Origin of the sequence: Duganella aceris (genome assembly GCF_011090165.1) — a bacterium.
GTDB lineage: Bacteria > Pseudomonadota > Gammaproteobacteria > Burkholderiales > Burkholderiaceae_D > Rugamonas > Rugamonas aceris.
In genome coordinates this window covers 178,292-200,375 of record NZ_JAADJT010000009.1, presented here as the reverse complement: position 1 = coordinate 200,375, position 22,084 = coordinate 178,292, and the positions used below count along the sequence as shown (strand labels likewise).

The following is a 22,084-nucleotide window of genomic DNA, read 5'->3' as shown; positions in this document are numbered from 1 at the left end:
CAGGCTTAAGCCGCGACCTCGACCGCGACGTGGTCGGTCGACACCGCCAGCTCCAACCAGTCGTTCATCTCTTTCTCGACCGACAGGTTCTTGGCGCGCACGCGGGCCACGGTATCCGAACCCAGTTGCAGCCGCACCGGTGGATGTTCGTTGTCGGCCAGCTGCATCAGGGCGGCGGCGAACTTGACCGGATCGCCGGGTTGCTGATGGTTGGCGCCGTCGGCGAAGTCGCGCATCGCGCCGACGGTGGCGGCGTAGTCGCCGATGCGGTCACGGGTCGCCACCAGCGACGAGGCATCGAGGAAGTCGGTGCGGAAGAAGCCCGGCTCGACCACGGTCGAATAAATCCCCAGCGGCGCCAGTTCCATCGACAGCGCCTCGCTCAAGCCTTCGACCGCGAACTTGGTCGAGCCGTACACGCCCCAGCCGGCATACGCCGAGTAGCCACCCACCGACGAGATGTTGATGACATGGCCGCTACCCTGCTTGCGCATCACCGGCAGCACGGCGCGGGTGACGTTGAGCAGGCCGAAGACATTGGTTTCATACAGAGCGCGCACCTCGTCGGCGCTGGATTCCTCGACCGCGCCCAGCAGGCCGTAGCCGGCGTTGTTGACCAGTACGTCGATGCGGCCGAAGCGCGCCACCGCCTGTTGCGCTGCGCTGACGGCCTGGGCTTCCAGCGTCACGTCGAGGCGTACCGCCAGCAGGTTCGGATGCTCGCCCAGGGCGGCGATGACCGAGTTCGGATCGCGGGCGGTGGCGACCACGAAGTCGCCGCGCTCGAGCGCTTTTTTCGCCGTCAGGACGCCGAAGCCACGGGATGCGCCGGTGATGAACCATACTTTTTGTGCTGTGCCAGTCATGATCGTTTCCTTTGAAGGTTGGTGAGTTGATGGGGCCAAGTTTAGGCCGCCTTTAACTGCTACACTAGCCATAGGAAAGCTGTTTGATTTTCACCTGTCAGTTGTTAATAGAAATCATGGATAAAGCCCGGGTCATCAGTTTGTTTATCGGCGTGGTACGCGCCAAGAGCTTCAGCCAGGCGGCGGTCGATGCCGGCCTGACGCCGCAGGCGGTCAGCAAGGCGGTGCGGCAGCTGGAGGATCACCTGGGCGTGCGGCTGTTCCACCGCACCACGCGCAGCCTCAGCCTGACGGACGAAGGCAGCCGCCTGTTCGAGCTGGCCAATCCCGGCCTGCGCCTGCTGGACGAGGCGCTGGACCAGATCCAGAACAGCAAGCTGGAGGTCGACGGCCTGATCCGCGTCGCCGCGCCGATGTCGATCGGCATCTCGATCATCGTGCCGCTGCTGCGCGAGTTCCAGGAGCGCTACCCCGGCGCCCACTTCGACATGCAGCTGGACGACCATTTCACCGATCTGGTGGAGAGCAAGATCGACGTCGGCTTCCGCGCCGGCAGCCCGCCGGAGCGCAATCTGGTGTCGCGCAAGCTGGGTGAGATCATGCTGCTGACCTGCGCCGCGCCGTCCTACATCGATCGCCACGGCATGCCGAAGAAGGTGGCGGATCTGGGCAACCACCGCTGCACCGGCTTCCGCCAGCCGAACACCGGCCGCCTGCTGCCTTGGGAATTGCAGGTCGACAGCGCCACCGTCTACCTGGACGCGCCGGCGGTGGCCAGTTTCAATACGGTGGAGGGGGAGTTGACGGCGGTGCTGAACGGCGTCGGCATCGGCCAGATACCGGTGTTCATGATCGAGCGCGAACTGGCCAGCGGCGCGCTGGTGCCCTTGCTGACCAGTACCATCACCGAAAACAACGGCGTTTTCATGTACTACCAGCAACGCACGCAGATGCCGATGCGGGTGCGGCATTTCATCGACTTCGTCGCCGAGCGCGCGCCGGGGCGGCTGCAGGCGCAGCGCAAGGCTGTCAATGCCTCCAAGGGAAGATAAGTGCCGGCGTGCCCCGACATGGTGCTTTCCAGGCCGTATCGTGTGGCGTGTTCACCACAAAAGCGCCTAGAATCAGGCTTTCCAGGCCATTTTGTGCCTGTTTGGTTGGCACGACAATTGCATTGCCCTCCAGAAAGGAAGATGATCGGAATACATGGAGGAAGTTATGAATACCGCAACTGAACCAAAAGCCAGCCCCATCGTGACCCACGAGTCGTCCGCCGATGAACACCGTCTGCGCAGCGAGCGCATCGCCGCGCGCGGCGTCAGTCTCGGCAAGGGCAAGGCGAAATATCTGATCCCGCTGGTCGGCCTGGCCGTGCTGGCCTCGGTGGCTTTCGCCCAGGGTTGATCAGACGACCTTGATCTCGTCCAGCGGCCAGCGCGGCCGCACGTTGAACGAATAGTCTTTTTTCGCCGCGTCCGGATTGATCATCAGGCGCATGGCGCCGGCGAAGGCGATCATGGCGCCATTGTCGGTGCAGAATTCCAGTTCTGGGTAAAACACCTTGAACTTCTTCTTGGCCGCCGCCTCGTTCAGCGACGCTCGCAACTGCGCGTTGGCGCCGACGCCGCCGGCGATCACCAGCCGCTTCAGGCCGGTGTGCTTGAGCGCGGACACACACTTGGCCGTCAATACCTCGACGATCGCGTCGATGAAACCGCGCGCGATATTCGCCTTGTCCTGCTCGCAGATATTGGCGACGACTTTTTGCTCGTGGTTCTTCACCACCGTCAGCACCGCCGTTTTCAGGCCGGAGAAGCTGAAATTGAAATCCTTGGTATGCAACATCGGGCGCGGCAGCTTGTACGCGGCCGGATCGCCGAATTCGGCCAGGCGCGAAATCGCCGGACCGCCCGGATAGCCCAGGCCCAGCAGCTTGGCCGACTTGTCGAAGGCCTCGCCGGCGGCATCGTCGAGCGTCTCGCCCAGCAATGTGTACTGGCCGACGCCGTCGACCCGCATCAGCTGCGTGTGGCCGCCCGACACCAGCAGCGCGATGAAAGGGAATTCCGGCGGCTGCGTCGCCAGCAGCGGCGACAGCAGATGGCCTTCCAGGTGGTGCACGCCGAGCACCGGCTTGTCCAGCGCCAGGCCGAGGCTGCACGCGACCGAGGAGCCGACCAGCAGCGCGCCGGCCAGGCCGGGGCCCTGGGTGTAGGCGATGGCGTCGATGTCGGCCAGCGACTTGCCGGCGCCTTCCAGCGTCTGCGTCAGCAGCGGGATGGCGCGGCGGATATGGTCGCGCGACGCCAGTTCCGGCACCACGCCGCCGTATTCCTCGTGCATCGCCACCTGCGAGTACAGGGCGTGGGAGAGCAGGCCGTGTTGCGTGTCGTACAGCGCAAGGCCGGTTTCGTCACAGGAGGATTCGACGCCGAGAACGATCATGAAAGGAGTACAAACTGAAAGGGGAATCCGCCATTGTAAAGGAAAGTGCGCCGCAGCATGCACCAGCGCGGGTCCGGGCCGCACTGCGCGAGTGCGGAATTTTGCCGAATGGACAGGATTTCAGCGGCTTTTTCGTGGCATCGCTCTTGCTTATAGGGAAGTAGATGGAAACGTAGGGAGGGCGCGATGTCGGAACAATGGAAGCAGATTTGCAAAGTAAAAGATGTGCCGCTGGATGGCGCGCGCATGGTGCCGCGCGGACTGGCTTGGCAGGAGTTGCCGGGCGTCGCGCTGTTCCGTACCGATGAGGAGAGCGTGTACGCGGTGCTGGAGACGCGCGGCGTCGATCCGCGCCACAGCAATGCGCGCCGGTATTCGGTACAGGTGGACAATTGCAAGGTCTACCTCGACCTCGCCGAACTGAGCGCCCCGGCCAGCAAGGCCGAAGCGGCGCTGGCGGGGGCGTTCGGCGTGGCAACGCGCGTGATGGCCTTCGGCTAAAACACCGGTGTCAGTGCCGACATTCGGACACGAGCTCTACCGTAGCGCGCTACGGTAGAGCTCGTGTCCGAATGTCGGCACTGACACCGAGGGGTTACGGGCGCTGTTTCAGTTGCTTGTGCGCGTCGCGCAGCATCTGCTCGGTGGTGTCCCAGTCGATGCAGCCGTCGGTCACCGAGCAGCCGTACTTCAGCTCGCTCAGGTCGGCCGGAATCTTCTGGTTGCCGCCGACGATGTTCGATTCGATCATCACACCCACCAGCGACTTGTTGCCCTGGGTGATTTGATGGATCACGTCCGCCATCACCAGCGGTTGCAGTTCCGGCTTCTTGTAGCTGTTGGCGTGCGAGCAGTCGACCACCAGGTTGGCCGGCAGCTTGGCCTTGGCCAGCGCCTGCTCGGCGATCGCGATCGATACCGAATCATAATTGGGACGGCCGTCGCCGCCGCGCAGCACCACGTGGCCGTAGGCGTTGCCGCGGGTGCGCACGATCGCCACATTGCCCTGGGCGTTGATGCCCAGGAAGGCGTGCGGATGCGCCGACGACAGGATGGCATTGATGGCGATGCTGATGTCGCCGTCGGTGCCGTTCTTGAAGCCCACCGGCGTCGACAGGCCCGACGACATTTCGCGGTGCGTCTGCGATTCGGTGGTGCGGGCGCCGATCGCGGTCCAGGCGATCAAGTCGCCCAGGTACTGCGGCGAGATCGGATCCAGCGCCTCGGTCGCGGTCGGCAGGCCCAGCTCGCAGACGTCCAGCAGGAACTGGCGCGCCTTTTCCATGCCGACGTTGACGCGGAAGGAATCGTCCATGTCCGGATCGTTGATGTAGCCCTTCCAGCCGGTGGTGGTGCGCGGCTTTTCGAAATACACGCGCATCACCAGCAGCATGGTGTCGGCCACTTCGGCTTGCAGCGCCTTCAGGCGGCGCGCGTAATCCAGGCCGGCCACCGGGTCGTGGATCGAGCATGGACCGACGACCACGAACAGACGCTTGTCCTGGCGGTCGATGATGTTGCGCAGGGCTTCGCGGCCCTTCATCACGGTGTCCGAGGCGCTGTCGGTCAGCGGCAGCTTGCTGTGCAAGGCTTCCGGCGACGGCATCGGCGCGAACGAGGTGATGTTGATGTTTTCGATGTCTGGGGAGATCATGATTCTCTACGTATATTTATTGCGGGGGAGGGATAGTGTAGCCGAAATGCGGCGGAGTGGTTTAAGCTTGATGCCATGACGACATCAAACACCGAACCATTCCTGGCCGCCCGCTTCATCAAAGAGATCGGGCGCGGCAAAAACGGCGCCCGCAGCATGAACCGCGACGACGCCCACGACCTGTATCAGGCGATGCTGGACGGCCGCGTCTCCGACCTGGAGCTGGGCGGCATCTTGTTGTCGATGCGCATCAAGGGCGAGTCGGTGGAGGAGATCGCCGGTTTCCTCGATGCGGCCGAGGCCGCCTTCGAGCCGTTGGCAGCGCCGCCGGGCCAGTTCGCGCCGGTGGTGATCCCGACCTACAACGGCGCGCGCAAGATGGCCAACCTGACGCCGCTGCTGGCGATGCTGCTGGCGCGCGAAGGCGTGCCGGTGCTGGTGCACGGCGTCGCCCACGACCTGGGCCGGGTCGCCACCGCCGAGGTGTTCGAGGCGCTGGGCGTGACCGCGTCGCGCCACCGCGCCGAGGCGGAGGAGGCGATGTCGCAGGGCCGGGTCGCCTTCATCACCATCGACGCGCTGGCGCCCAAGCTGGCCTATATGCTGTCGCTGCGGCGCCGGCTGGGCGTGCGCAATTCGACCCATACGCTGGTCAAGATCATGCAGCCGTTCGCCGGCGCGGCGCTGCGGCTGGTGTCGTACACCCACCCCGAGTACCTGGAGATGCTGGGCGAATACTTCACCACGGCGGCGCTGCACGAGCGCGGCGACGCCTTCCTGATGCGCGGCACCGAGGGCGAGACCGTGGCCAACGCCAACAAGGCACAGCAGATCGACTGGTTCCACGGCGGCCTGCGCACGACGCTGGTGCCGAAGCAGGTGCAGGTCGGCGAGTTGCCGCTGCTGCCGGAGGACAAGAGCGCGGCCGCCACGGCGGCCTGGATCGCGTCGGTGCTGGCGGGCGAAGTGCCGGTGCCGCCGTCGATCGCCGAGCAGGTGGCGCAATGTTTGTTGGTGTCGCGCACGGTGCAGTCGCGTCAGCATGTTTCCGAACCCATCGAGTAGACCTGTACAATTGCATCTTTGAGCGACAGGATTTGATGATGGCAAAGTTTGATGTGGCGGTAATCGGGGCGGGCGCGGCCGGCATGATGTGTGCGGCGACGGCGGCGCAGCGCGGCAAGCGCGTGGTGCTGATCGACCACGCCACCAAGCTGGCCGAGAAAATCCGCATCTCCGGCGGCGGCCGCTGCAACTTCACCAACATCAACGCCGGGCCGGCCAACTTCCTGTCCGAGAATCCGCACTTCTGCAAGAGCGCGCTGTCGCGCTACACCGCCGCCGACTTCGTCGCGCTGGTCAAGAAACACCGCATCGGCTATCACGAGAAGCATCGCGGCCAGCTGTTCTGCGACGATTCGGCCGAACAGATCATCGACATGCTGAAGGACGAATGCGCCGGCGGCGACGTGCACTGGCGCATGCCGTGCAAGGTCGACAGCCTGGAACAGGTCGACGGCGGCTTCGTGCTGCACACCGACAGCGGCGAGATCGAGGCCGACGCGGTGGTGATCGCCACCGGCGGCCTGTCGATCGCCAAGATCGGCGCCACCGACTTCGCCTACCGCATCGCCAGCCAGTTCGAGCTGCGCATGGTCGAGCCGCGCCCGGCGCTGGTGCCGCTGACCTTCGACCCGCAGCAGTGGGCGCCGTTCGTCGAGATGGCCGGCATCGCGCTGGAGGTCGACGTCGAGACCGGCTCGCTGAAGGGCCGCAATCCTACCGGCGGCCGCTTCCGCGAAGACTTGCTGTTCACCCATCGCGGCCTGTCCGGCCCGGCGATCCTGCAGATTTCCTCGTACTGGATGCCGGGCACGCCGATCGTCATCAACTTGCTGCCGGAGCTGGATCTGGCCGCCACGCTGATCGAAGGCAAGGGCACGATCAAGAAGCAGCTGGGCAATGTGCTGTCGCAATGGCTGCCGGCGCGCCTGGCCGAGGGCCTGCTGCTGGCGCACGGCTTCGATCTGGAAGCCCGCTTGGCCGACCTGCCGGACGCGCAACTGCGCAAGCTGGGCGCGGCGGTCAACCAGTGGACCATCACCCCGAACGGTTCCGAAGGCTACAAGAAAGCCGAAGTCACGCGCGGCGGCGTCGATACCCGCGAGCTGTCGCAGCAGAGCATGATGGTGACCAAGGTGCCGGGCTTGTACTTCATCGGCGAGGCGGTCGACGTCACCGGCTGGCTCGGCGGCTACAATTTCCAGTGGGCGTGGGCGTCCGGTGTGGCCGCTGGGCAGGCAGTCTGATATAATCTTTTTTCTCGCTGTAGCGGTGTTCGTGCAATCGTTGAGTTTGTTGAAAGATTGTCTAATACGCCGCGTTGTTTTTGCCATGAAAGCCGCTGCCAAGGCCATTCCGATGGTCATGCGTCTTCCATTTTCCGGCAAAAGCTGCTATAGTCTCTTTCTCCCTATAACCTCAACGGTTTGAATTTTTACATGACCACTATTCGCCTTAAAGAAAACGAGCCGTTCGAAGTCGCAATGCGTCGCTTCAAACGCACCATCGAAAAAACCGGTCTGCTGACCGAACTGCGCGCACGCGAGTTCTACGAAAAGCCAACGGCTGAGCGCAAGCGCAAGCTGGCAGCTGCCGTCAAGCGTCACTACAAGCGCATCCGCAGCCAACAGCTGCCGAAAAAACTCTTCTAAGACTGCTTACGCAGCTCAACCTGGCGTATGCGGGTTGTGTTTTGCGGCATCTGAGAGAACACCCGCTCCGGCTTGCCGCAGCGGGTTTTCGCATTTTTACTCCACAAATTTTCTGAAAGAAACGCCATGGGCTTGAGAGAACAAATCACCGACGACATGAAAGCCGCGATGCGCGCCAAGGAAACCGGCAAGCTGAACACCATCCGCCTGGTCATCGCCGAAATCAAGCGCAAGGAAGTCGACGAGCGCATCGAGATCACCGACGACCAGACCGTGGTGGCGATCGTGGAAAAAATGATCAAGCAGCGCAAGGACTCGATCACCCAGTTCGAAGCCGGCGGCCGCGCCGACCTGGCCGACATCGAAAAAGCCGAGCTGGTGGTGCTGACCGCCTACATGCCGGCCGGCCTGTCCGACGAGGAAATCGCCGCCGAAGTGACCGCCGCCGTGGCCGCCTCGGGCGCCGCCGGTCCGCAGGACATGGGTAAGGTCATGGCCATCGTCAAGCCGAAGCTGGCCGGCCGCGCCGACATGACGGTGGTGTCCGCGCTGGTCAAGAAGGCGCTGTCGCCGGCCTGAGTCGTGTAGTTCCCCGCGCCTTCCTTGATCCGGATCAACACCGGATCGGGAAGGCGGTATAGTCTGATTAACAACAAGACCGCCCAGCCCAGTGATCCCACAATCTTTTATCGCCGATTTGCTGAACCGCGTCGATATCGTCGACGTTGTCGGACGTTACGTGCAGCTGAAAAAAGGCGGCGCGAACTTCATGGGTTTGTGCCCCTTCCATAACGAAAAATCGCCGAGTTTCACCGTCAGTCCGACCAAGCAGTTTTATCATTGCTTCGGCTGCGGCGCGCACGGCACCTCGATCGGTTTCCTGATCGAATACTCCGGCATGGGCTTCGTCGATGCCGTCAAGGACCTGGCGCAAAACGTCGGCATGGTGGTGCCCGAGCAGGACGACAAGATTCCGCCGGCCCAGCGCGCCCAGATCCAGGCGCAAAGCATGGCGCTGAGCGAGGCGATGACCAAGGCCTGCGACTTTTACCGCGGCCAGTTGCGCGGCGCCACCGACGCCATCGCCTACCTGAAAAATCGCGGCCTGACCGGCGAGATCGCCGCCCGCTTCGGCCTCGGCTACGCGCCGGCCGGCTGGGACGGCCTGAAGAGCATCTTCCCCGACTACGACGCGACCGCGCTGGCCGAGGCCGGCCTGGTGATCGACAAGGTCGACGAGGACGGCGGCAACCGCAAGCGCTATGACCGCTTCCGCGAACGCATCATGTTTCCGATCAAAAACACCAAGGGCCAGGTCATCGCCTTCGGCGGCCGGGTGCTGGATCATGGCGAACCGAAGTACTTGAATTCTCCCGAAACGCCTTTATTTTCAAAGGGATTCGAGCTGTATGGCTTGTTCGAAGCGCGCCAGGCGATCCGCGACGCGGGTTATGTGCTGGTGACGGAAGGCTATATGGATGTGGTGGCGCTGGCGCAAATGGGGTTCCCGCAAGCCGTGGCGACCCTGGGCACCGCCTGCACCACCAACCATGTGCAGAAACTGTTGCGTCAGACCGACACCGTCATTTTCAGTTTCGACGGCGACAAGGCCGGCCGCCGCGCCGCAAGGCGCGCGCTGGAAGCCTGTCTGCCGCACGTGACGGACAACAAGACCATCAAGTTCCTGTTCCTGCCGACCGAGCACGATCCGGACAGCTACGTCCGCACCTACGGCAAGGAAGCGTTCGAACAGGAAATCCACGAAGCGATGCCGCTGTCGCAGTTCCTGGTCAAGGAAGCGGTCGGCGAACATGATTTGCAGAGCCCCGAAGGCCGGGCCCGCGCCCAGTTCGACGCCAAGCCGATGTTGCAGGCGATGACGCCGACCGCCTTGCGGCTGCAGATCGTGCGCGGCCTGGCGCAGTTGACGCAGAGCACGCCGTCGGAGATCGAACTGCTGTTCGAACTGGCCAAGCCGGTCGCCGCCGTGCGCAAGGCGCCGCCGCGGACCGGGCGTCCGGTGCCGGTCGGGCTGGAGTTGCAGATCGTGCGGCTGGTGGTGGCGCATCCGCCGCTGGCGCTGGACATCGACGCCTCGGCGCTGGCCGCGTTCCAGTACTTCGGCGCCGAACCGGCCGAGCGCTTGGCGCAACTGGTGGCGGCGGCGCAGTCGCTGGGGCCGAACGGCGGATTCGCGTCGCTGGCCCAGCATCTGAAGTCGCAGGGCGAGGAGTACGACGGCATCATTTCCGACATCGTCAAGGATGCCGAGGTCGATGCCGACGCCGGCCGGCTGGAACTGCGCGGCTTCATCCGTCAGGTCAAGAACGACGCGTTGAAGCAGGAGTTGAGCCAGTTGTTCGCGGCCGGCCTGTCGTCCGACGAGATCGGCGTACGCTACCGCGAGCTGACCGCGCAGCAGGATCAGCTGTTGCGCGAGGCGCAGGCGGAGTTGGCAAACCGGTAAGATTGCAGCGCGTTTTGTGACGTAATGTTTCTGACATCCTTCCAGCGCGGGATACGGGGCTATCCCCTCTGGAAATTGAAAAGTGACGTGCTATAATAAAACGCTAAGTGTTGTATGTTTTGGCATGGTTTTTCTGTTCAGAGTGTGTTTGTTTTCAGTGAGTTAGGCTCTTGATCGACGCGGAAGGACGGGTGTCGGCGGCCAGGGCCAGCTTTGGTTTAGTCAGCGGATGATTACCGTCGCTGTTTGGCGGACGTTCTGTTTGCTTTCTAACCTAGTCACGGTTTCTTGCCCCCACGCACGTGTCTGATGCAGTAGAATTTCCGCCAACGAGGGGGAAGTTCTGTCGAGGTCGATCGGCCCGACCAGGTGTAAGTAAGTCGTAGTATTGTCGGACTTGTGTGGTCGGCATGTTCGAAGACGTAGGATCCCACAAGGATCGCAAGAAACTTTATCCTAAATAAGCAAGTCGTTGTGTAATCGAAAGCGCCTGTGCCAATCAAGAAACCTGAATCCAAAGCGGCTGCAAAGCCGAGCAAAGTGGCCGCCAAACCCGCCAAGACAGCGGATAAGCCGGAAACGCGCGTCGCCAGCAACCCGCCCGCGGTCAGCCAGACCACGGACGCCGCCACGCTGGCCGCGATCGATACCTCGGGCTACGTGCTGCCGTCGGTCAAAGTGCCGGGCCGCCGTGGCCGCAAGCCGAAAGAATTCCAGCCGGAAAACGACGAAGTCGCCGCGCTGAACGCGGTCGAGCGCGCCGAACTGAAAGCCGTCGACAAGGCCAAGGCCAAGGACCGCAAGGCCAAGGAAAAGGCCTTGCTGAAGGACGCGTTCTCGTCGGACACCGAAGCCACCGAGGAAGAGCTCGAACGCCGCCGCCAGAAACTCAAGACCCTGATCAAGTTCGGCAAGGAACGCGGCTTCCTCACGTACGCCGAGATCAACGACCATCTGCCCGAGAACATCGTCGATCCGGAAGCGATCGAAGGCATCATCGGCACCTTCAACGACATGGGCATCGCGGTCTACGAGCACGCGCCGGACGCCGAGACCTTGCTGCTGTCGGATAACGTCGCCACCGTCACCAGCGACGACGAAGCCGAGGCCGCCGCCGAGGCGGCGCTGTCGACGGTCGACTCCGATTTCGGCCGCACCACCGACCCGGTGCGCATGTATATGCGCGAAATGGGCTCGGTCGAGCTGCTGACGCGCGAGGGCGAGATCGAAATCGCCAAGCGCATCGAAGACGGCCTGAAGGACATGATCCAGGCGATCTCCGCCTGCCCGGTGACGATCGCCGAGATCATCGCCGCCTCCGACCGCATCCGCGCCGACGAAATCAAGATCGATGAAATCGTCGACGGCCTGGTCGACGAGAGCGAAGACGTGGCCGCGCCGGTCGCGCCGCCGCCGGCCGAAGAGGAAGAGGAAGAAGAGGAAGAGGAAGAAGAGGAAGAGGAGGAAGAGGAAGAAGCGAGCGCCTCGGGCGCCGCCGGTTTCTCGGCCGAGCAGCTGGAAGCGTTGAAAAACGCCGCGCTGGAAAAATTCGACACCATCTCGCTGCAATTCGACAAGATGCGCCGCGCCTTCGAGAAGGAAGGCTACAACTCCAAGGCCTACATCAAGGCGCAGGAAGCGATATCGTACGAGCTGCTGGGCATCCGCTTCACCGCCAAGGTGGTCGAGAAGCTGTGCGACACGCTGCGCGGCCAGGTCGACGAAGTGCGCCACATCGAGAAGCAGATCCTCGACGTCGCGGTGAACAAGTGCGGCATGCCGCGCGCCCACTTCATCAAGGTCTTCCCGGGCAATGAAACCAACCTGGAATGGGTGGATGGCGAAGTGTCGGCCGGCCACGCCTACAGCGCCATCCTGGGCCGCAACATTCCGACGATCAAGGAGCTGCAACAGCGCCTGATCGACCTGCAAGCGCGCGTTGTGCTGCCGCTGCCGGACCTGCGCAACATCAACCGCCAGATGGCTGCCGGCGAAATGAAGGCGCGCAAGGCCAAGCGCGAAATGACCGAGGCCAACTTGCGCCTGGTGATCTCGATCGCCAAGAAATACACCAATCGCGGCCTGCAATTCCTCGACCTGATCCAGGAAGGCAATATCGGCCTGATGAAGGCGGTGGACAAGTTCGAATACCGCCGTGGCTACAAGTTCTCGACTTACGCGACGTGGTGGATCCGCCAGGCCATCACCCGCTCGATCGCCGATCAGGCGCGCACCATCCGGATTCCGGTGCACATGATCGAAACCATCAACAAGATGAACCGGATTTCCCGCCAGATTCTGCAGGAAACCGGCGCCGAGCCGGACCCGGCGACGCTGGCCATCAAGATGGAGATGCCCGAGGACAAGATCCGCAAGATCATGAAGATCGCCAAGGAACCGATCTCGATGGAGACGCCAATCGGCGACGACGACGACTCGCATCTGGGCGACTTCATCGAGGACAACAACACGCTGGCGCCGTCGGACGCCGCGCTGCACGCCTCGATGCGCGGCGTGGTCAAGGACGTGCTCGACTCGCTGACGCCACGCGAAGCCAAGGTGCTGCGCATGCGTTTCGGCATCGAGATGTCGACCGACCACACGCTGGAAGAGGTCGGCAAGCAGTTCGACGTCACGCGCGAACGGATCCGCCAGATCGAAGCCAAGGCCCTGCGCAAACTGCGTCATCCTAGCCGTTCCGACAAGCTGAAAAGCTTCTTGGAAGGCAACTAAGGCTTGACGGTAGCCTGTGCTAGCCCTTATGCTCGCGAGTTCGTTTAAAAGCGAGCGCGCGTAAGAGGGGCTAGCCAGACTCCAGCGCATCAGCAACACTCCGGGCCTCTAGCTCATGCTTGGTTAGAGCAGCGGACTCATAATCCGTTGGTGCCGTGTTCGACTCACGGGAGGCCCACCAGACAAAATCAAGGACTTAGGTGAAAACCTAAGTCCTTTTTTGTTTTGTGCAGCCTTTGTTGTTCATCAAATCTTCTCTCAGGAAGTTACTCATAATATTCCTTTGACGGCATATGCCTTGAATGGAATAATTAGCTATGACCTGGGACGTTGAGTACACCGACGAGTTTGGCATCTGGTGGGCTGACCTGGTTGAGCCCGAGCGCGAGTCGGTGGCCGCCAGCGTTGGGCTTCTTGAAAGCCTTGGTCCGAATTTAAGATTTCCGCATACGAGCGGTGTGAGCGGTTCTAAGCATAGCCGTATGCGTGAGCTACGAATCCAGCATGCGGGTAGACCGTATCGCGTGCTTTTCGCCTTTGACCCAAGGCGCAGCGCGATACTGCTGCTTGGTGGCGATAAGACTGGAAATGATCGATGGTATGAGGAAAACGTGCCCATTGCGGATCGTCTTTATGACACGCATTTGGAAACGCTGAAGAAGGAGCAGTCAAAAAATGGCTAAGAAATTTTCCGCACTCGTTGCCTCAACTATGTCGCCGGAGTCCATTCTTCGGGCACAAAAATCGACTCTTGCCATGCGCGAAGAGATGCCGTTGAACGAGTTGCGCCAGGCTCGGGGCTTGTCTCAAAAGGCGCTTGCCGCACGCTTGAATGTCGAGCAACCGGCCATTGCAAAAATGGAACGGCGGACAGACATGTACATCTCGACCTTGCGGTCCCACATCGAAGCGATGGGCGGCGCGTTGGAGATCGTCGCCAGATTTCCGGAGGGCTCCGTGAAAATCAACAGTTTTGAACTTCCTGATAGTGTCATCTGAGGCGCTCAAATACCTCAGCGGTTCGCCAGCACATCTTTGCGGAACCAGTCATCGAGCAGTTTTTTCTCGTGGACATAGATTTCGTTCCTGAAGCTGCTTGAGCTCATCAGGTAGTTGGGATCGGACAGCTCGAGGTCGCCGCTGCGCAGTACTTTGCCGTCCTGTTCGATGGTGTAGCGCAGATGCATCCTGGGCCAATCGGCCATGCCTTTCATCACCCGGATATCGCGCACGGCGACGCGTGGAAACACATCGCCGGCGAGGTCGATGTCCAAAAATTCGACCTTCAATTCCTGGCCGGCCGGCAGCTTGGCGGCCAGCTCATCAATGTGCTCGCGAAAGATCATCTCCATCGATTCCAGGTCGGAGGAGAAGTGCGGCACGTCGGTCATCTTTTCGGGATTGACGAAGCTGACCGTGGCGGCGGCCGATGCACCGGTAGCGGTAATCAGGCAAACGATGGCAATCCCGACTGCCCTGACGAAATGGCTCATGAATGACAACTCCTTTGTGCGCATGGAATGATGAATATACGCCCATTCCGATAGATCTTCACCGACGCTTATTGAACTGGAATGTCCTTCAGCAGCACATCAACATCCGGCACGCGCTTGTACCGGAGTACCCGATAGCCCGCTGTTACTTCGAACGCCTTGGTGCACAGCACGAAGTCGAAAAATTAATTAGTTCAACCGTTCAACCAATGTCTTGTATTCGGATTAAAATTGTCAGGCAATCTTGACGACCAATACAAGGAGACATTGAAATGATCGATTTAAATCGACGTGGTCTGGTGCTTGCCGCCGGCGGTGCGCTGGCGGCTTCCGCCGTGGGTTCATCCGTCTGGGCCGCCGCGCCCGAGCGCAAGCTGGGCTACGCCATCGTCGGCCTCGGCGGCTATGGACTCGGGATCATCATCCCGCAATTCAAGAACTGCCAGCACAGCAAGCTGGTGGCGGTGGTCAGCGGTGATCCGGTCAAGGCCAAAAAGGTGGCGGCGGAGTACGGCGTGCCCGAGACCGGCATCTACGATTACAACAACTACGACAGCATCAAGAACAATCCGGACATCGACATCGTCTACGTCTGCCTGCCGGTTTCCATGCACGCCGAATACACGATCCGCGCCGCCAAGGCCGGCAAGCACGTGCTGTGCGAGAAGCCGATGGCGCTGTCGTCGGCCGAGTGCGAGTCGATGATCGCGGCCTGCAAGCAGGCGGGCAAGAAGCTGATGATCGGCTACCGCTGCCACTTCGAGCCCTACAACCTGGAGGCGCGCCGCCGCGCCCGCGCCGGCGAGATCGGCAAGCTGCGCTATTTCCGATCCGAGCACGGCTTCAACTTCAACAACCCCACCGCCTGGCGCTTGAAGAAGGCGATGTCGGGCGGCGGTTCGCTGATGGACATGGGCATCTACGCGCTGCAGGCGGCGCGCTACATGACGGCTGAGGAACCGATCTCGGTCTACGCACGCGAGACTACCGACAAGTCCGATCCGCGCTTCCGCGAAGTCGAGGACATGATCGAGTTCCAGCTGGAGTTCCCGTCCGGCGTGATCGCGTCGTGCATGTCGATGTACAGCGCCAACCAGAACCACATCCTGCTGATGGGCGACAAAGGACGCATCGAGCTGGAGCCCGGCACCAGCTACAACGGCAACCGCTTATGGGTGGGCAACGGCCGCAGCAACGAGATCACGCCGCCGCCCGGCCCGGGCGCGACGCAGTGGGCGGGCCAACTGGATCACATGGCACAGTGCGTGATCCAGGATCGGCAACCGATCGTCGCCGGCGAGGAAGGGCTGCGCGACATGCGCATCATCGAAGCGATCTACAAGTCGGCGCGCGAGCAGAAGCGGATCGCGCTGCGCTAGTTATTGCGCCGACGCTTCGGCGACCTTGACGTCCAGCATCGACACCACGACGTCCGCCTCGTCCAGCCATTCCTTCAGCGGGAAGCCGTCTTCCAGCGCGACGACGGCGCCTTCGGGGATGGAGCCCTTGCCGTCGTTGCCGGGGCTGTGCGGCATGTAGGCGAAGTGCGGGAACTTGGTCTTGCCGTTCTGCGCGATCTCGTGCACCGTGCGCGGCGCGGCGCGCAGCAGGCCGTTGCGGACGCGGCGCTGCCGTTCGTCGGCGCGCTCCTTCAGCAGCGCCGTCAAGTGCGCGATATCCTTGCCCAGCCGATCGGCCTCGGCGCGATGGCTGTGCAGTTCGTCGTCGCTGAGCGCTTCTTCCCATTGGGTCAGCTTCAGCAGGCCGCGCTTGTGCAGGCTCTGCCGTTCCAGGTCGATTTCCAGCGTCGACAGGCGCGCGCGGTGCGCTTCAAGATCCTGCGCTTCCTTGACGTCACCGTTGGCGCGATGCCATTTGTCGCTGAAGTCGAAGACCAGGCCGTCGAAATAGAAATACATCGGCAGGCCGTGCTCAAGCACCTGGCGGGTGGTCTGGTTCCAACGCGCGGCGAGTTCGGCCACGGTCAGGGTGAGAGGTTCAATCATAAAATTTCTGTCGCAAAAAGATTAGCCGCTATTTTCTCATGATGTGTGCGTGTTGCGCCGCCGATTATGTTTTTGACGCCTCCGTGTTCCGTTTTTGCCGGAACCGGTTTGGCGCGCGTACGCCGTTGCTATACTTCTTCAAAATAATAGCGGGGGGAGACAGACGATGGCCGACCGGACCATACGCAAGATAGTGATCGTCGGCGGCGGCACGGCCGGCTGGATGACGGCGGCGCCGTTGGCGCAGCGCCTGGGCGCGGGCTGCGAGATCGTGTTGGTCGAGTCGCCCGAGATCGGCACCGTCGGCGTCGGCGAGGCGACCTTGCCGACCATCCGCTACTACAACGCCTCGCTCGGCCTCGATCCGGCCGACTTCATCCGCAAGACCCAGGCCACCATCAAGCTCGGCATCGAGTTCAAGGATTGGGGCCATGTCGGCAATCGCTTCTTCCACGGCTTCGGCGATTTCGGGCCGAAGATCGACAAGCGTTCGCCGCATATGCACTGGCTGCATCTGGCGCGCGCCGACCGCAATATCCCTTCCTACGAAAACTGGTCGATGGCGACGCTGATGGCGCGCAACAACCGCTTCTCGCCGCCGGCCGACAACGCCTCGTATTCCTACGCCTACCAGTTCGACGCCGGCCTGTACGCCGCCTATCTGCGCGAGTACGCGCTGAAGCGTGGCGTGCAACGCATCGAGGCGACCATCAACGAGGTCGAGCTGCGCGCCGACGATGGCCACATCGCGGCGGTCAAGCTCAACGACGGCCGCCGCATCGACGGCGACCTGTTCATCGACTGCTCGGGCTTTCGCGGTTTGCTGATCGAGGGCGCTTTACAGGCCGGCTACGACGACTGGAGCGACCAGCTGCCATGCAACAGCGCGCTGGCGGTGCCGTGCGAAAAAGTGCCGAAGCTGACGCCGTACACCACCTCCACCGCCAAGGCCGCCGGCTGGCAGTGGCGCATCCCGTTGCAGCATCGCACCGGCAACGGCCACGTCTACAGCAATGCCTTCACCACCGACGGCGAGGCGCGCCGCGTGCTGCTGGAGGGACTGGACGGCAAGCCGCTCGACGATCCGCGCCAGCTGCGCTTCGTCACCGGCCGCCGGCGCAAATCGTGGCTGAAAAATTGCGTGGCCATCGGCCTGTCGGCCGGCTTTGTCGAGCCGCTGGAATCAACCAGCATCAACCTGATCGAGAACGCGGTCGGCATGCTGATCCAGTATTTCCCGAACCGCGATTTCAAGCCGGAGCTGGCCTACGAATTCAACCGCTACATGGGCTCGCGCTACGAGTCGGTGCGCGATTTCATCATCATGCATTACAAGCTGACCAACCGCAGCGATAGCGAGTTCTGGCGCTACTGCGCCAACATGAAGATCCCGGACAGCCTGCAGCACCAGATCGAATTGTTCCGCGAGAGCGGCCGGGTGGTGATCTACGATCACGAGGGTTTCAGCGAGCCGTCCTTCGTGTCGATGCTGCTGGGGCTGGGCGTGGTGCCGCAGAGCGACGATCCTTTCGTCGCCGCCATCGACCGCGACCGCTTGCAGGCGCACATGGCGCGCGTGCGGGCCGGCATCATCGACGCGGTCAGCGCGATGCCGGACCATACCGACTATCTCAACGCAAACGCTTGCGCATGAAGATGGTGGCCTGCGGGTTGTCGTTGTAGCGTTCGCAGCGCTCGTAGCCGAGGCTGTCGTAGAGCTTGATCGCGCCGATCAGATCGTCCTTGGTGTCGAGGTAGACAGCGTCGTGGCCGGCCTGCGCGGCGTGCGTTTCCAGCGCCTGCATCAGCGCTTCGGCCAGGCCGCGCCGGCGGTATCTGTCGGCCACGTACAGGCGCTTGCACTCGGCGGCGCCGGGCACTTCCGGTAGCGGACGCATCGCCACGCAGGCGGCCGGCGCGCCGTCGACGTAGGCGATCCACATGGCCGAGCTGGCATCGTTGAGGAAGGCGCGAATGGCGGCATCGTCATCGCGCAGCACCACGCCGATGACGTCGAAGTATTCGTACAGCAAATGCCGCGCGTCGGCGAGCTGCGCGGCGCCGGCGCGAAGCACGCGCACCGGCGGCGGCGACAGGATGTCCTGCACCTTGCGCATGGCGTCCAGCAGTTCGGCGCGCTGCGATTGGCCCAGCTGGTTCAGCATGCGCACCGTCTCCGCCGACGCCTGCCGGTTGATGTCGGCCACCGTGGTCTTGCCCAGCGCGGTCAGGCTGAGCAGGGTGGCGCGCTTGTCGTGCTCGGAGCGCGCGCCTTGCACCAGGCCGCGTTCGGTCAGCGAGCGCAGCAGGCGGCTCATGTAGCCGGCGTCGAGATCGAGTTTGTTACGCAGCTTGTTGGCGGTGCAGCCCGGATTTTGCGACAGCTCATACATGATGCGGCCTTCACTGAGCGAATAGTCGGTCTCCAGATAGCGCCCGCGCAGCAAGCCGAGATGCACGGTGTAAAAACGGTTGAATTGGCGAACCACGTCGGCCTGCTGTTGCATGTCCCTGTCCATCACGAATCCTTATTGGTTGCTTTTGGCAACTATATCCCGGTCTGGCGATGTGGTCAACCGGGCGCCGATGGCAGGCGGTAAAATGCAGGCTTCCTGTCGCGGAGTATCCGAAGATGATGTTTCTTAAAGTTCCGTTTGCGGAAAAAGATGAAGCCAAGGCGCTGGGCGCGCGTTGGAACGGCGAGCGCAAATCCTGGTACGTGCCGGACGGTAAGCCGACCGAGCCGTTCGAGCGCTGGCTGGCGCCAGGCGGCGCCGATTTCATGCCGGCCAAGGCGGCCGCCGCGCCGAAAGCCAAGCCGGCGTCGGTCGATTCCTATGTCGGCAAGTCGGTGATCGGCAAGCTGTACCAGGAGTTGCCGCATGACTGCAATCCGTTCGAATCCTGCCCGGTGTGCGCGCCGGCGCTGGCCACGTCCGGCTGGCAGGCGGGGCATGACGGCGTGGTGAAGATGCTGGTTTCGCTGCGGGCCGCCTGACGCCGCCCGCCGCCTATGGAGAGCGCATCCACGCCGCCGATTTTCCGCACCGCGGATCGACCGGCCGACCCGGTCGCGCGCTTTGAACAGCCGTCGGATGTGTTCGAGGCGCTGTTCCAGAGCATCCAGGGCGGCGAAAAGCATGTGCGCCCGCCGTTGGCGCTGACGCCGGATTCGCCCTTCCTGCCATTTATTGAAATCGGCTACGCCTTGCGCGCCTGTCTGCGCGATCCGGCGCGCCGCGATTATCTGCTGCAGCGCTTGCGGCCGCATCTGGGCGTCATCATCGGCACGCTGCCGACCAGCATCCTGCCGCACGGGATGTTGCCGGACGGCGCGCCGCTGCCCGGTTGGCGCGCGCTGGAAGACATCGGCGACGCCGAGCTGCACGCCTGGCTGATCCAGGACGGCGGCCTGATCTACGGCGAAATGCAGCGCTATGAACTGGACAACTACTTCGACGCGATCGCGCCGCTGATTCGTCCCGGCGGCGTCATGGTCGACCTCGGCAGCGGGCTGGGCAAGGTGGTGATGTCGGCCGCGTTGACCTTGCCGTTCACGCGCTGCATCGGCGTCGAGCTGCTGGGTTATCGGCATCGCATGGCGCAGGAGCGATTGCGGCAGTTGCTGGCACTGGCGCAACAGGGCCTGGCCTCGCTGCCGGCGCCGCTGGCGCCCGAGACGCCGCTGACGTTGCCGGTCGGTGCGCCGGCGACGGGGCGGCATCTGCACGATCTGGCCGCGCGTATCGCCTTCATCGAAAGCGATATGTTCAAGGTCGACGTGCGCGGTGCCAGCCTGGTGTTCCTGTACAGCACTTGCTTCGGTCCGTTGATGGATGCGCTGGGTGAAAAGCTTGCGCGCGAGCTGCCGGTAGGCGCGCTGGTCAGCACCACTACCTATGCGCTGAAGCATCCGGCCTTCCAGCTGGTGCATTACTTCCCGGCGGGCACGGTCGCCTGGACCAATGTGATGGTGTACCAGCGCAGCGGTCCGCTGGCCTCGCTGACGCCGGCGGAAACCGCCGCGTTGTATCAACCCGATCCGGTCGCATGGGAAGCGCGCGTGCGCCGGGACTTCGACGCCATGGATCTCGCAACTAAGGCTGCCGCAACCATTTACGCGCCGTAGCGACCACGTTGTCCGACAATGCCCGCGTAAAGGGTGTCTGAATATCCCACATGTGCCACACCAGAGGCACGTCCAGCCATGCTCCCGGCGTCAAGTCGACCAGCGTGCCGGCCGCCAATTGCTGCTCGCATTGCAGGGTCGGCAGCATGCCGTAGCCGAATCCGGCGGCGACAAAGCGTACAAAGCCGTCCGAGCTGGCGAAGGAGTGATGCGGATAGCGTCCGGAGTAGCCGGTTTGCTGGGCGATGAAGCGTGATTGCAGCGCGTCCTTGCGGTCGAATTCCAGTACCGGCGCGTATTGCACCGCCTGCGCAGTCATGCCGTCCGGGAACCAGCGCGCCGCAAACTCGGGGCTGGCTACGCAAAGATAGCGCATGACGCCAAGCGGCGTCGCCGTGGTGCCGGCAACCTGTGCCGATTCGCTGGTAACGCAGCCGAACACGCGGCCTTCGCGCAGCATGGTCAGGGTGTGGTCCTGGTCGTCCATGCGGATGTGCAGCATGCAGTCGCCGCTGCTCATCAATGGCGTCACGGCTTCCTGTAGCCAAGTGGCGGCGCTGTCGGCGTTGACGCCGATGGCGATTTCGGGCCGTGCTTCGCCTTCGCCGGGACGCTGGGACAAGGCCGCTTCCAGCAAGCGCACCTGGCGATAGTGGGCGATCAGTTTCTGCCCCGCCTCGGTGGGCGAGGGCGGCTGGCTGCGGACGATCAGCAGCTCGCCGGCGCTGTTTTCCAGCATGCGGATGCGCTGTGACACCGCCGATTGGGTGATCGACAGCGCGGCGGCGGCCTTGTCGAAGCTGCCGTGGTCGATCACGGCGTCCAGCGCCGCCAGTCCCCGGTAGTCGACTCGGCTCATTAGCTCTCCTAATATTTGGCAAATAATATTAATTATACTTATGTTGTGGCGGGATTTAAGCTGGCGTTCTTGTTCAGGGGAGAAAACATGGAAGTCAGTGCTTTTTTGAAGGGTATGGGGTTGGGCGGCGGCTTGATCATCGCCATCGGTTCGCAAAACGCTTATCTGTTGCGGCAGGCGCTCAAGCGCGAATTCGTGCTGACCTGCATCGCCATCTGCGTCATTTGCGATGTGGTGCTGATCGGCGCCGGTGTCGCCGGGATGGGGCAATTAATCGTCGGCGCGCCGGCGTTATTGCTTTGGATTAAAATCGCCGGCGCCGGATTTCTATTCTGGTACGGCTTGCGGGCGGCGCGCTCGGCGTTGAATCCGGCAGCGGTGGCGACTGTCGATGGCGCCGCGCCGGCTATTGATCGGCGCACCGTGATTGCCGCGATGTTGGCTTTTAGTTTGCTGAATCCGCATGTTTATCTGGATACCGTTGTTCTCTTGGGATCGATAGGCGGGCAGCAAGCGGGTAATGGCCGATGGTATTTCGCATTTGGTGCAATGCTGGCTTCGCTGCTTTGGTTTACCAGTTTGGGATTGGGCGCACGTTATCTGACGCCGGTTTTCGCCAAACCGCGCGCATGGCAGATATTGGACGGGATAATAGCGCTGGTCATGTTTGCGCTGGCTATATCCCTATTTTAAATTCGCGAGCGCAATTCAAATACTT

The 22,084-nt window shown here is 62.5% G+C and carries 23 protein-coding genes and 1 tRNA gene; 17 read left to right on the top strand and 7 right to left on the bottom strand.

The window, feature by feature from the left end:
• Positions 1-5: 5 nt before the first annotated feature.
• Entirely contained in the window at positions 6-866 is an 861-nt protein-coding gene (locus tag GW587_RS20310) for an oxidoreductase (protein WP_166106422.1), read from the bottom strand.
• Between the two features lie 116 nt (positions 867-982).
• Here GW587_RS20310 and GW587_RS20305 point away from each other — a divergent pair, with 116 nt between their 5' ends.
• Both GW587_RS20305 and GW587_RS20300 read left to right on the top strand, forming a co-directional pair.
• Positions 983-1,918, top strand: coding sequence for a LysR family transcriptional regulator (locus tag GW587_RS20305; protein WP_166106421.1), 936 nt, complete (start codon positions 983-985; stop codon positions 1,916-1,918).
• A gap of 166 nt (positions 1,919-2,084) precedes the next feature.
• Complete coding sequence (locus GW587_RS20300) at positions 2,085-2,270, top strand: hypothetical protein (RefSeq protein ID WP_166106420.1); 186 nt, start codon at positions 2,085-2,087, stop codon at positions 2,268-2,270.
• Here GW587_RS20300 and tsaD read toward each other — a convergent pair whose 3' ends face one another.
• Positions 2,271-3,311 carry a tRNA (adenosine(37)-N6)-threonylcarbamoyltransferase complex transferase subunit TsaD gene (gene tsaD / locus GW587_RS20295; RefSeq protein WP_166106419.1) on the bottom strand — a complete coding sequence of 347 codons (1,041 nt, stop codon included), beginning with the start codon at positions 3,309-3,311 and terminating at the stop codon, positions 2,271-2,273.
• A gap of 186 nt (positions 3,312-3,497) precedes the next feature.
• On the opposite strand from tsaD, the gene GW587_RS20290 reads away from it, so the two are divergent.
• A complete protein-coding gene (locus GW587_RS20290) occupies positions 3,498-3,812 on the top strand; it encodes a Rieske (2Fe-2S) protein (RefSeq protein ID WP_166106418.1) in 315 nt (104 codons plus the stop codon).
• A 94-nt stretch (positions 3,813-3,906) separates the two neighbouring features.
• On the opposite strand, the gene GW587_RS20285 is transcribed toward GW587_RS20290, so the two are convergent.
• On the bottom strand, positions 3,907-4,965 hold the full coding sequence (locus GW587_RS20285) for a 3-deoxy-7-phosphoheptulonate synthase (protein ID WP_166106417.1): 1,059 nt from the start codon (positions 4,963-4,965) through the stop codon (positions 3,907-3,909).
• Positions 4,966-5,040: 75 nt separating this feature from the next.
• Between GW587_RS20285 and ybiB the strand changes: the two genes are divergently transcribed.
• From ybiB to GW587_RS20240, 9 genes are all read left to right on the top strand, one after another.
• Entirely contained in the window at positions 5,041-6,030 is a 990-nt protein-coding gene (gene ybiB / locus GW587_RS20280; protein ID WP_166106416.1) for a DNA-binding protein YbiB, read from the top strand.
• A 35-nt stretch (positions 6,031-6,065) separates the two neighbouring features.
• Positions 6,066-7,274: a BaiN/RdsA family NAD(P)/FAD-dependent oxidoreductase gene (locus GW587_RS20275; RefSeq protein WP_166106415.1), complete on the top strand. Its 1,209-nt coding sequence runs from the start codon at positions 6,066-6,068 to the stop codon at positions 7,272-7,274.
• Between the two features lie 192 nt (positions 7,275-7,466).
• Positions 7,467-7,679, top strand: coding sequence for a 30S ribosomal protein S21 (gene rpsU, locus GW587_RS20270; RefSeq protein ID WP_008451879.1), 213 nt, complete (start codon positions 7,467-7,469; stop codon positions 7,677-7,679).
• 126 nt (positions 7,680-7,805) lie between these two features.
• Complete coding sequence (locus GW587_RS20265; RefSeq protein WP_166106414.1) at positions 7,806-8,258, top strand: GatB/YqeY domain-containing protein; 453 nt, start codon at positions 7,806-7,808, stop codon at positions 8,256-8,258.
• 91 nt (positions 8,259-8,349) lie between these two features.
• Complete coding sequence (gene dnaG / locus GW587_RS20260; protein ID WP_166106413.1) at positions 8,350-10,146, top strand: DNA primase; 1,797 nt, start codon at positions 8,350-8,352, stop codon at positions 10,144-10,146.
• A gap of 540 nt (positions 10,147-10,686) precedes the next feature.
• A complete protein-coding gene (gene rpoD / locus GW587_RS20255; protein ID WP_371875628.1) occupies positions 10,687-12,879 on the top strand; it encodes an RNA polymerase sigma factor RpoD in 2,193 nt (730 codons plus the stop codon).
• A gap of 102 nt (positions 12,880-12,981) precedes the next feature.
• Positions 12,982-13,060: transfer RNA gene (locus tag GW587_RS20250), tRNA-Ile, on the top strand.
• Between the two features lie 136 nt (positions 13,061-13,196).
• Positions 13,197-13,562: a type II toxin-antitoxin system RelE/ParE family toxin gene (locus GW587_RS20245; RefSeq protein WP_166106411.1), complete on the top strand. Its 366-nt coding sequence runs from the start codon at positions 13,197-13,199 to the stop codon at positions 13,560-13,562.
• The gene (locus GW587_RS20240) at positions 13,555-13,878 is read left to right on the top strand and encodes an XRE family transcriptional regulator (RefSeq protein ID WP_166106410.1); all 324 of its coding nucleotides are present in this window, start codon (positions 13,555-13,557) and stop codon (positions 13,876-13,878) included. The genes GW587_RS20245 and GW587_RS20240 overlap by 8 nt, the downstream gene beginning before the upstream one ends.
• Positions 13,879-13,892: 14 nt before the next feature.
• Here the strand turns inward: GW587_RS20240 and GW587_RS20235 are convergent, their stop codons facing one another.
• Positions 13,893-14,372, bottom strand: coding sequence for a DUF3016 domain-containing protein (locus GW587_RS20235; RefSeq protein ID WP_166106409.1), 480 nt, complete (start codon positions 14,370-14,372; stop codon positions 13,893-13,895).
• Positions 14,373-14,644: 272 nt separating this feature from the next.
• On the opposite strand from GW587_RS20235, the gene GW587_RS20230 reads away from it, so the two are divergent.
• Positions 14,645-15,751 (top strand): Gfo/Idh/MocA family protein, encoded by a 1,107-nt coding sequence (locus tag GW587_RS20230; RefSeq protein ID WP_166106408.1) that lies wholly within the window; start codon positions 14,645-14,647, stop codon positions 15,749-15,751.
• Here GW587_RS20230 and GW587_RS20225 read toward each other — a convergent pair whose 3' ends face one another.
• On the bottom strand, positions 15,752-16,378 hold the full coding sequence (locus tag GW587_RS20225; RefSeq protein ID WP_166106407.1) for a hypothetical protein: 627 nt from the start codon (positions 16,376-16,378) through the stop codon (positions 15,752-15,754).
• Positions 16,379-16,544: 166 nt separating this feature from the next.
• Between GW587_RS20225 and GW587_RS20220 the strand changes: the two genes are divergently transcribed.
• Positions 16,545-18,032, top strand: coding sequence for a tryptophan halogenase family protein (locus GW587_RS20220; RefSeq protein ID WP_166106406.1), 1,488 nt, complete (start codon positions 16,545-16,547; stop codon positions 18,030-18,032).
• Here the strand turns inward: GW587_RS20220 and GW587_RS20215 are convergent.
• Positions 18,010-18,897 carry a bifunctional helix-turn-helix transcriptional regulator/GNAT family N-acetyltransferase gene (locus tag GW587_RS20215; RefSeq protein WP_166106405.1) on the bottom strand — a complete coding sequence of 296 codons (888 nt, stop codon included), beginning with the start codon at positions 18,895-18,897 and terminating at the stop codon, positions 18,010-18,012. The genes GW587_RS20220 and GW587_RS20215 overlap by 23 nt on opposite strands.
• A gap of 113 nt (positions 18,898-19,010) precedes the next feature.
• Between GW587_RS20215 and GW587_RS20210 the strand changes: the two genes are divergently transcribed.
• The gene (locus tag GW587_RS20210) at positions 19,011-19,376 is read left to right on the top strand and encodes a DUF5710 domain-containing protein (RefSeq protein WP_166106404.1); all 366 of its coding nucleotides are present in this window, start codon (positions 19,011-19,013) and stop codon (positions 19,374-19,376) included.
• A gap of 15 nt (positions 19,377-19,391) precedes the next feature.
• Positions 19,392-20,507: a class I SAM-dependent methyltransferase gene (locus GW587_RS20205; RefSeq protein WP_166106403.1), complete on the top strand. Its 1,116-nt coding sequence runs from the start codon at positions 19,392-19,394 to the stop codon at positions 20,505-20,507.
• Here GW587_RS20205 and GW587_RS20200 read toward each other — a convergent pair.
• Positions 20,476-21,366: a LysR family transcriptional regulator ArgP gene (locus tag GW587_RS20200; protein WP_166106402.1), complete on the bottom strand. Its 891-nt coding sequence runs from the start codon at positions 21,364-21,366 to the stop codon at positions 20,476-20,478. The two genes, GW587_RS20205 and GW587_RS20200, sit on opposite strands and share 32 nt — an antisense overlap.
• A gap of 87 nt (positions 21,367-21,453) precedes the next feature.
• Between GW587_RS20200 and GW587_RS20195 the strand changes: the two genes are divergently transcribed.
• Positions 21,454-22,059 (top strand): LysE/ArgO family amino acid transporter, encoded by a 606-nt coding sequence (locus GW587_RS20195; RefSeq protein ID WP_166106401.1) that lies wholly within the window; start codon positions 21,454-21,456, stop codon positions 22,057-22,059.
• Positions 22,060-22,084: the final 25 nt, after the last annotated feature.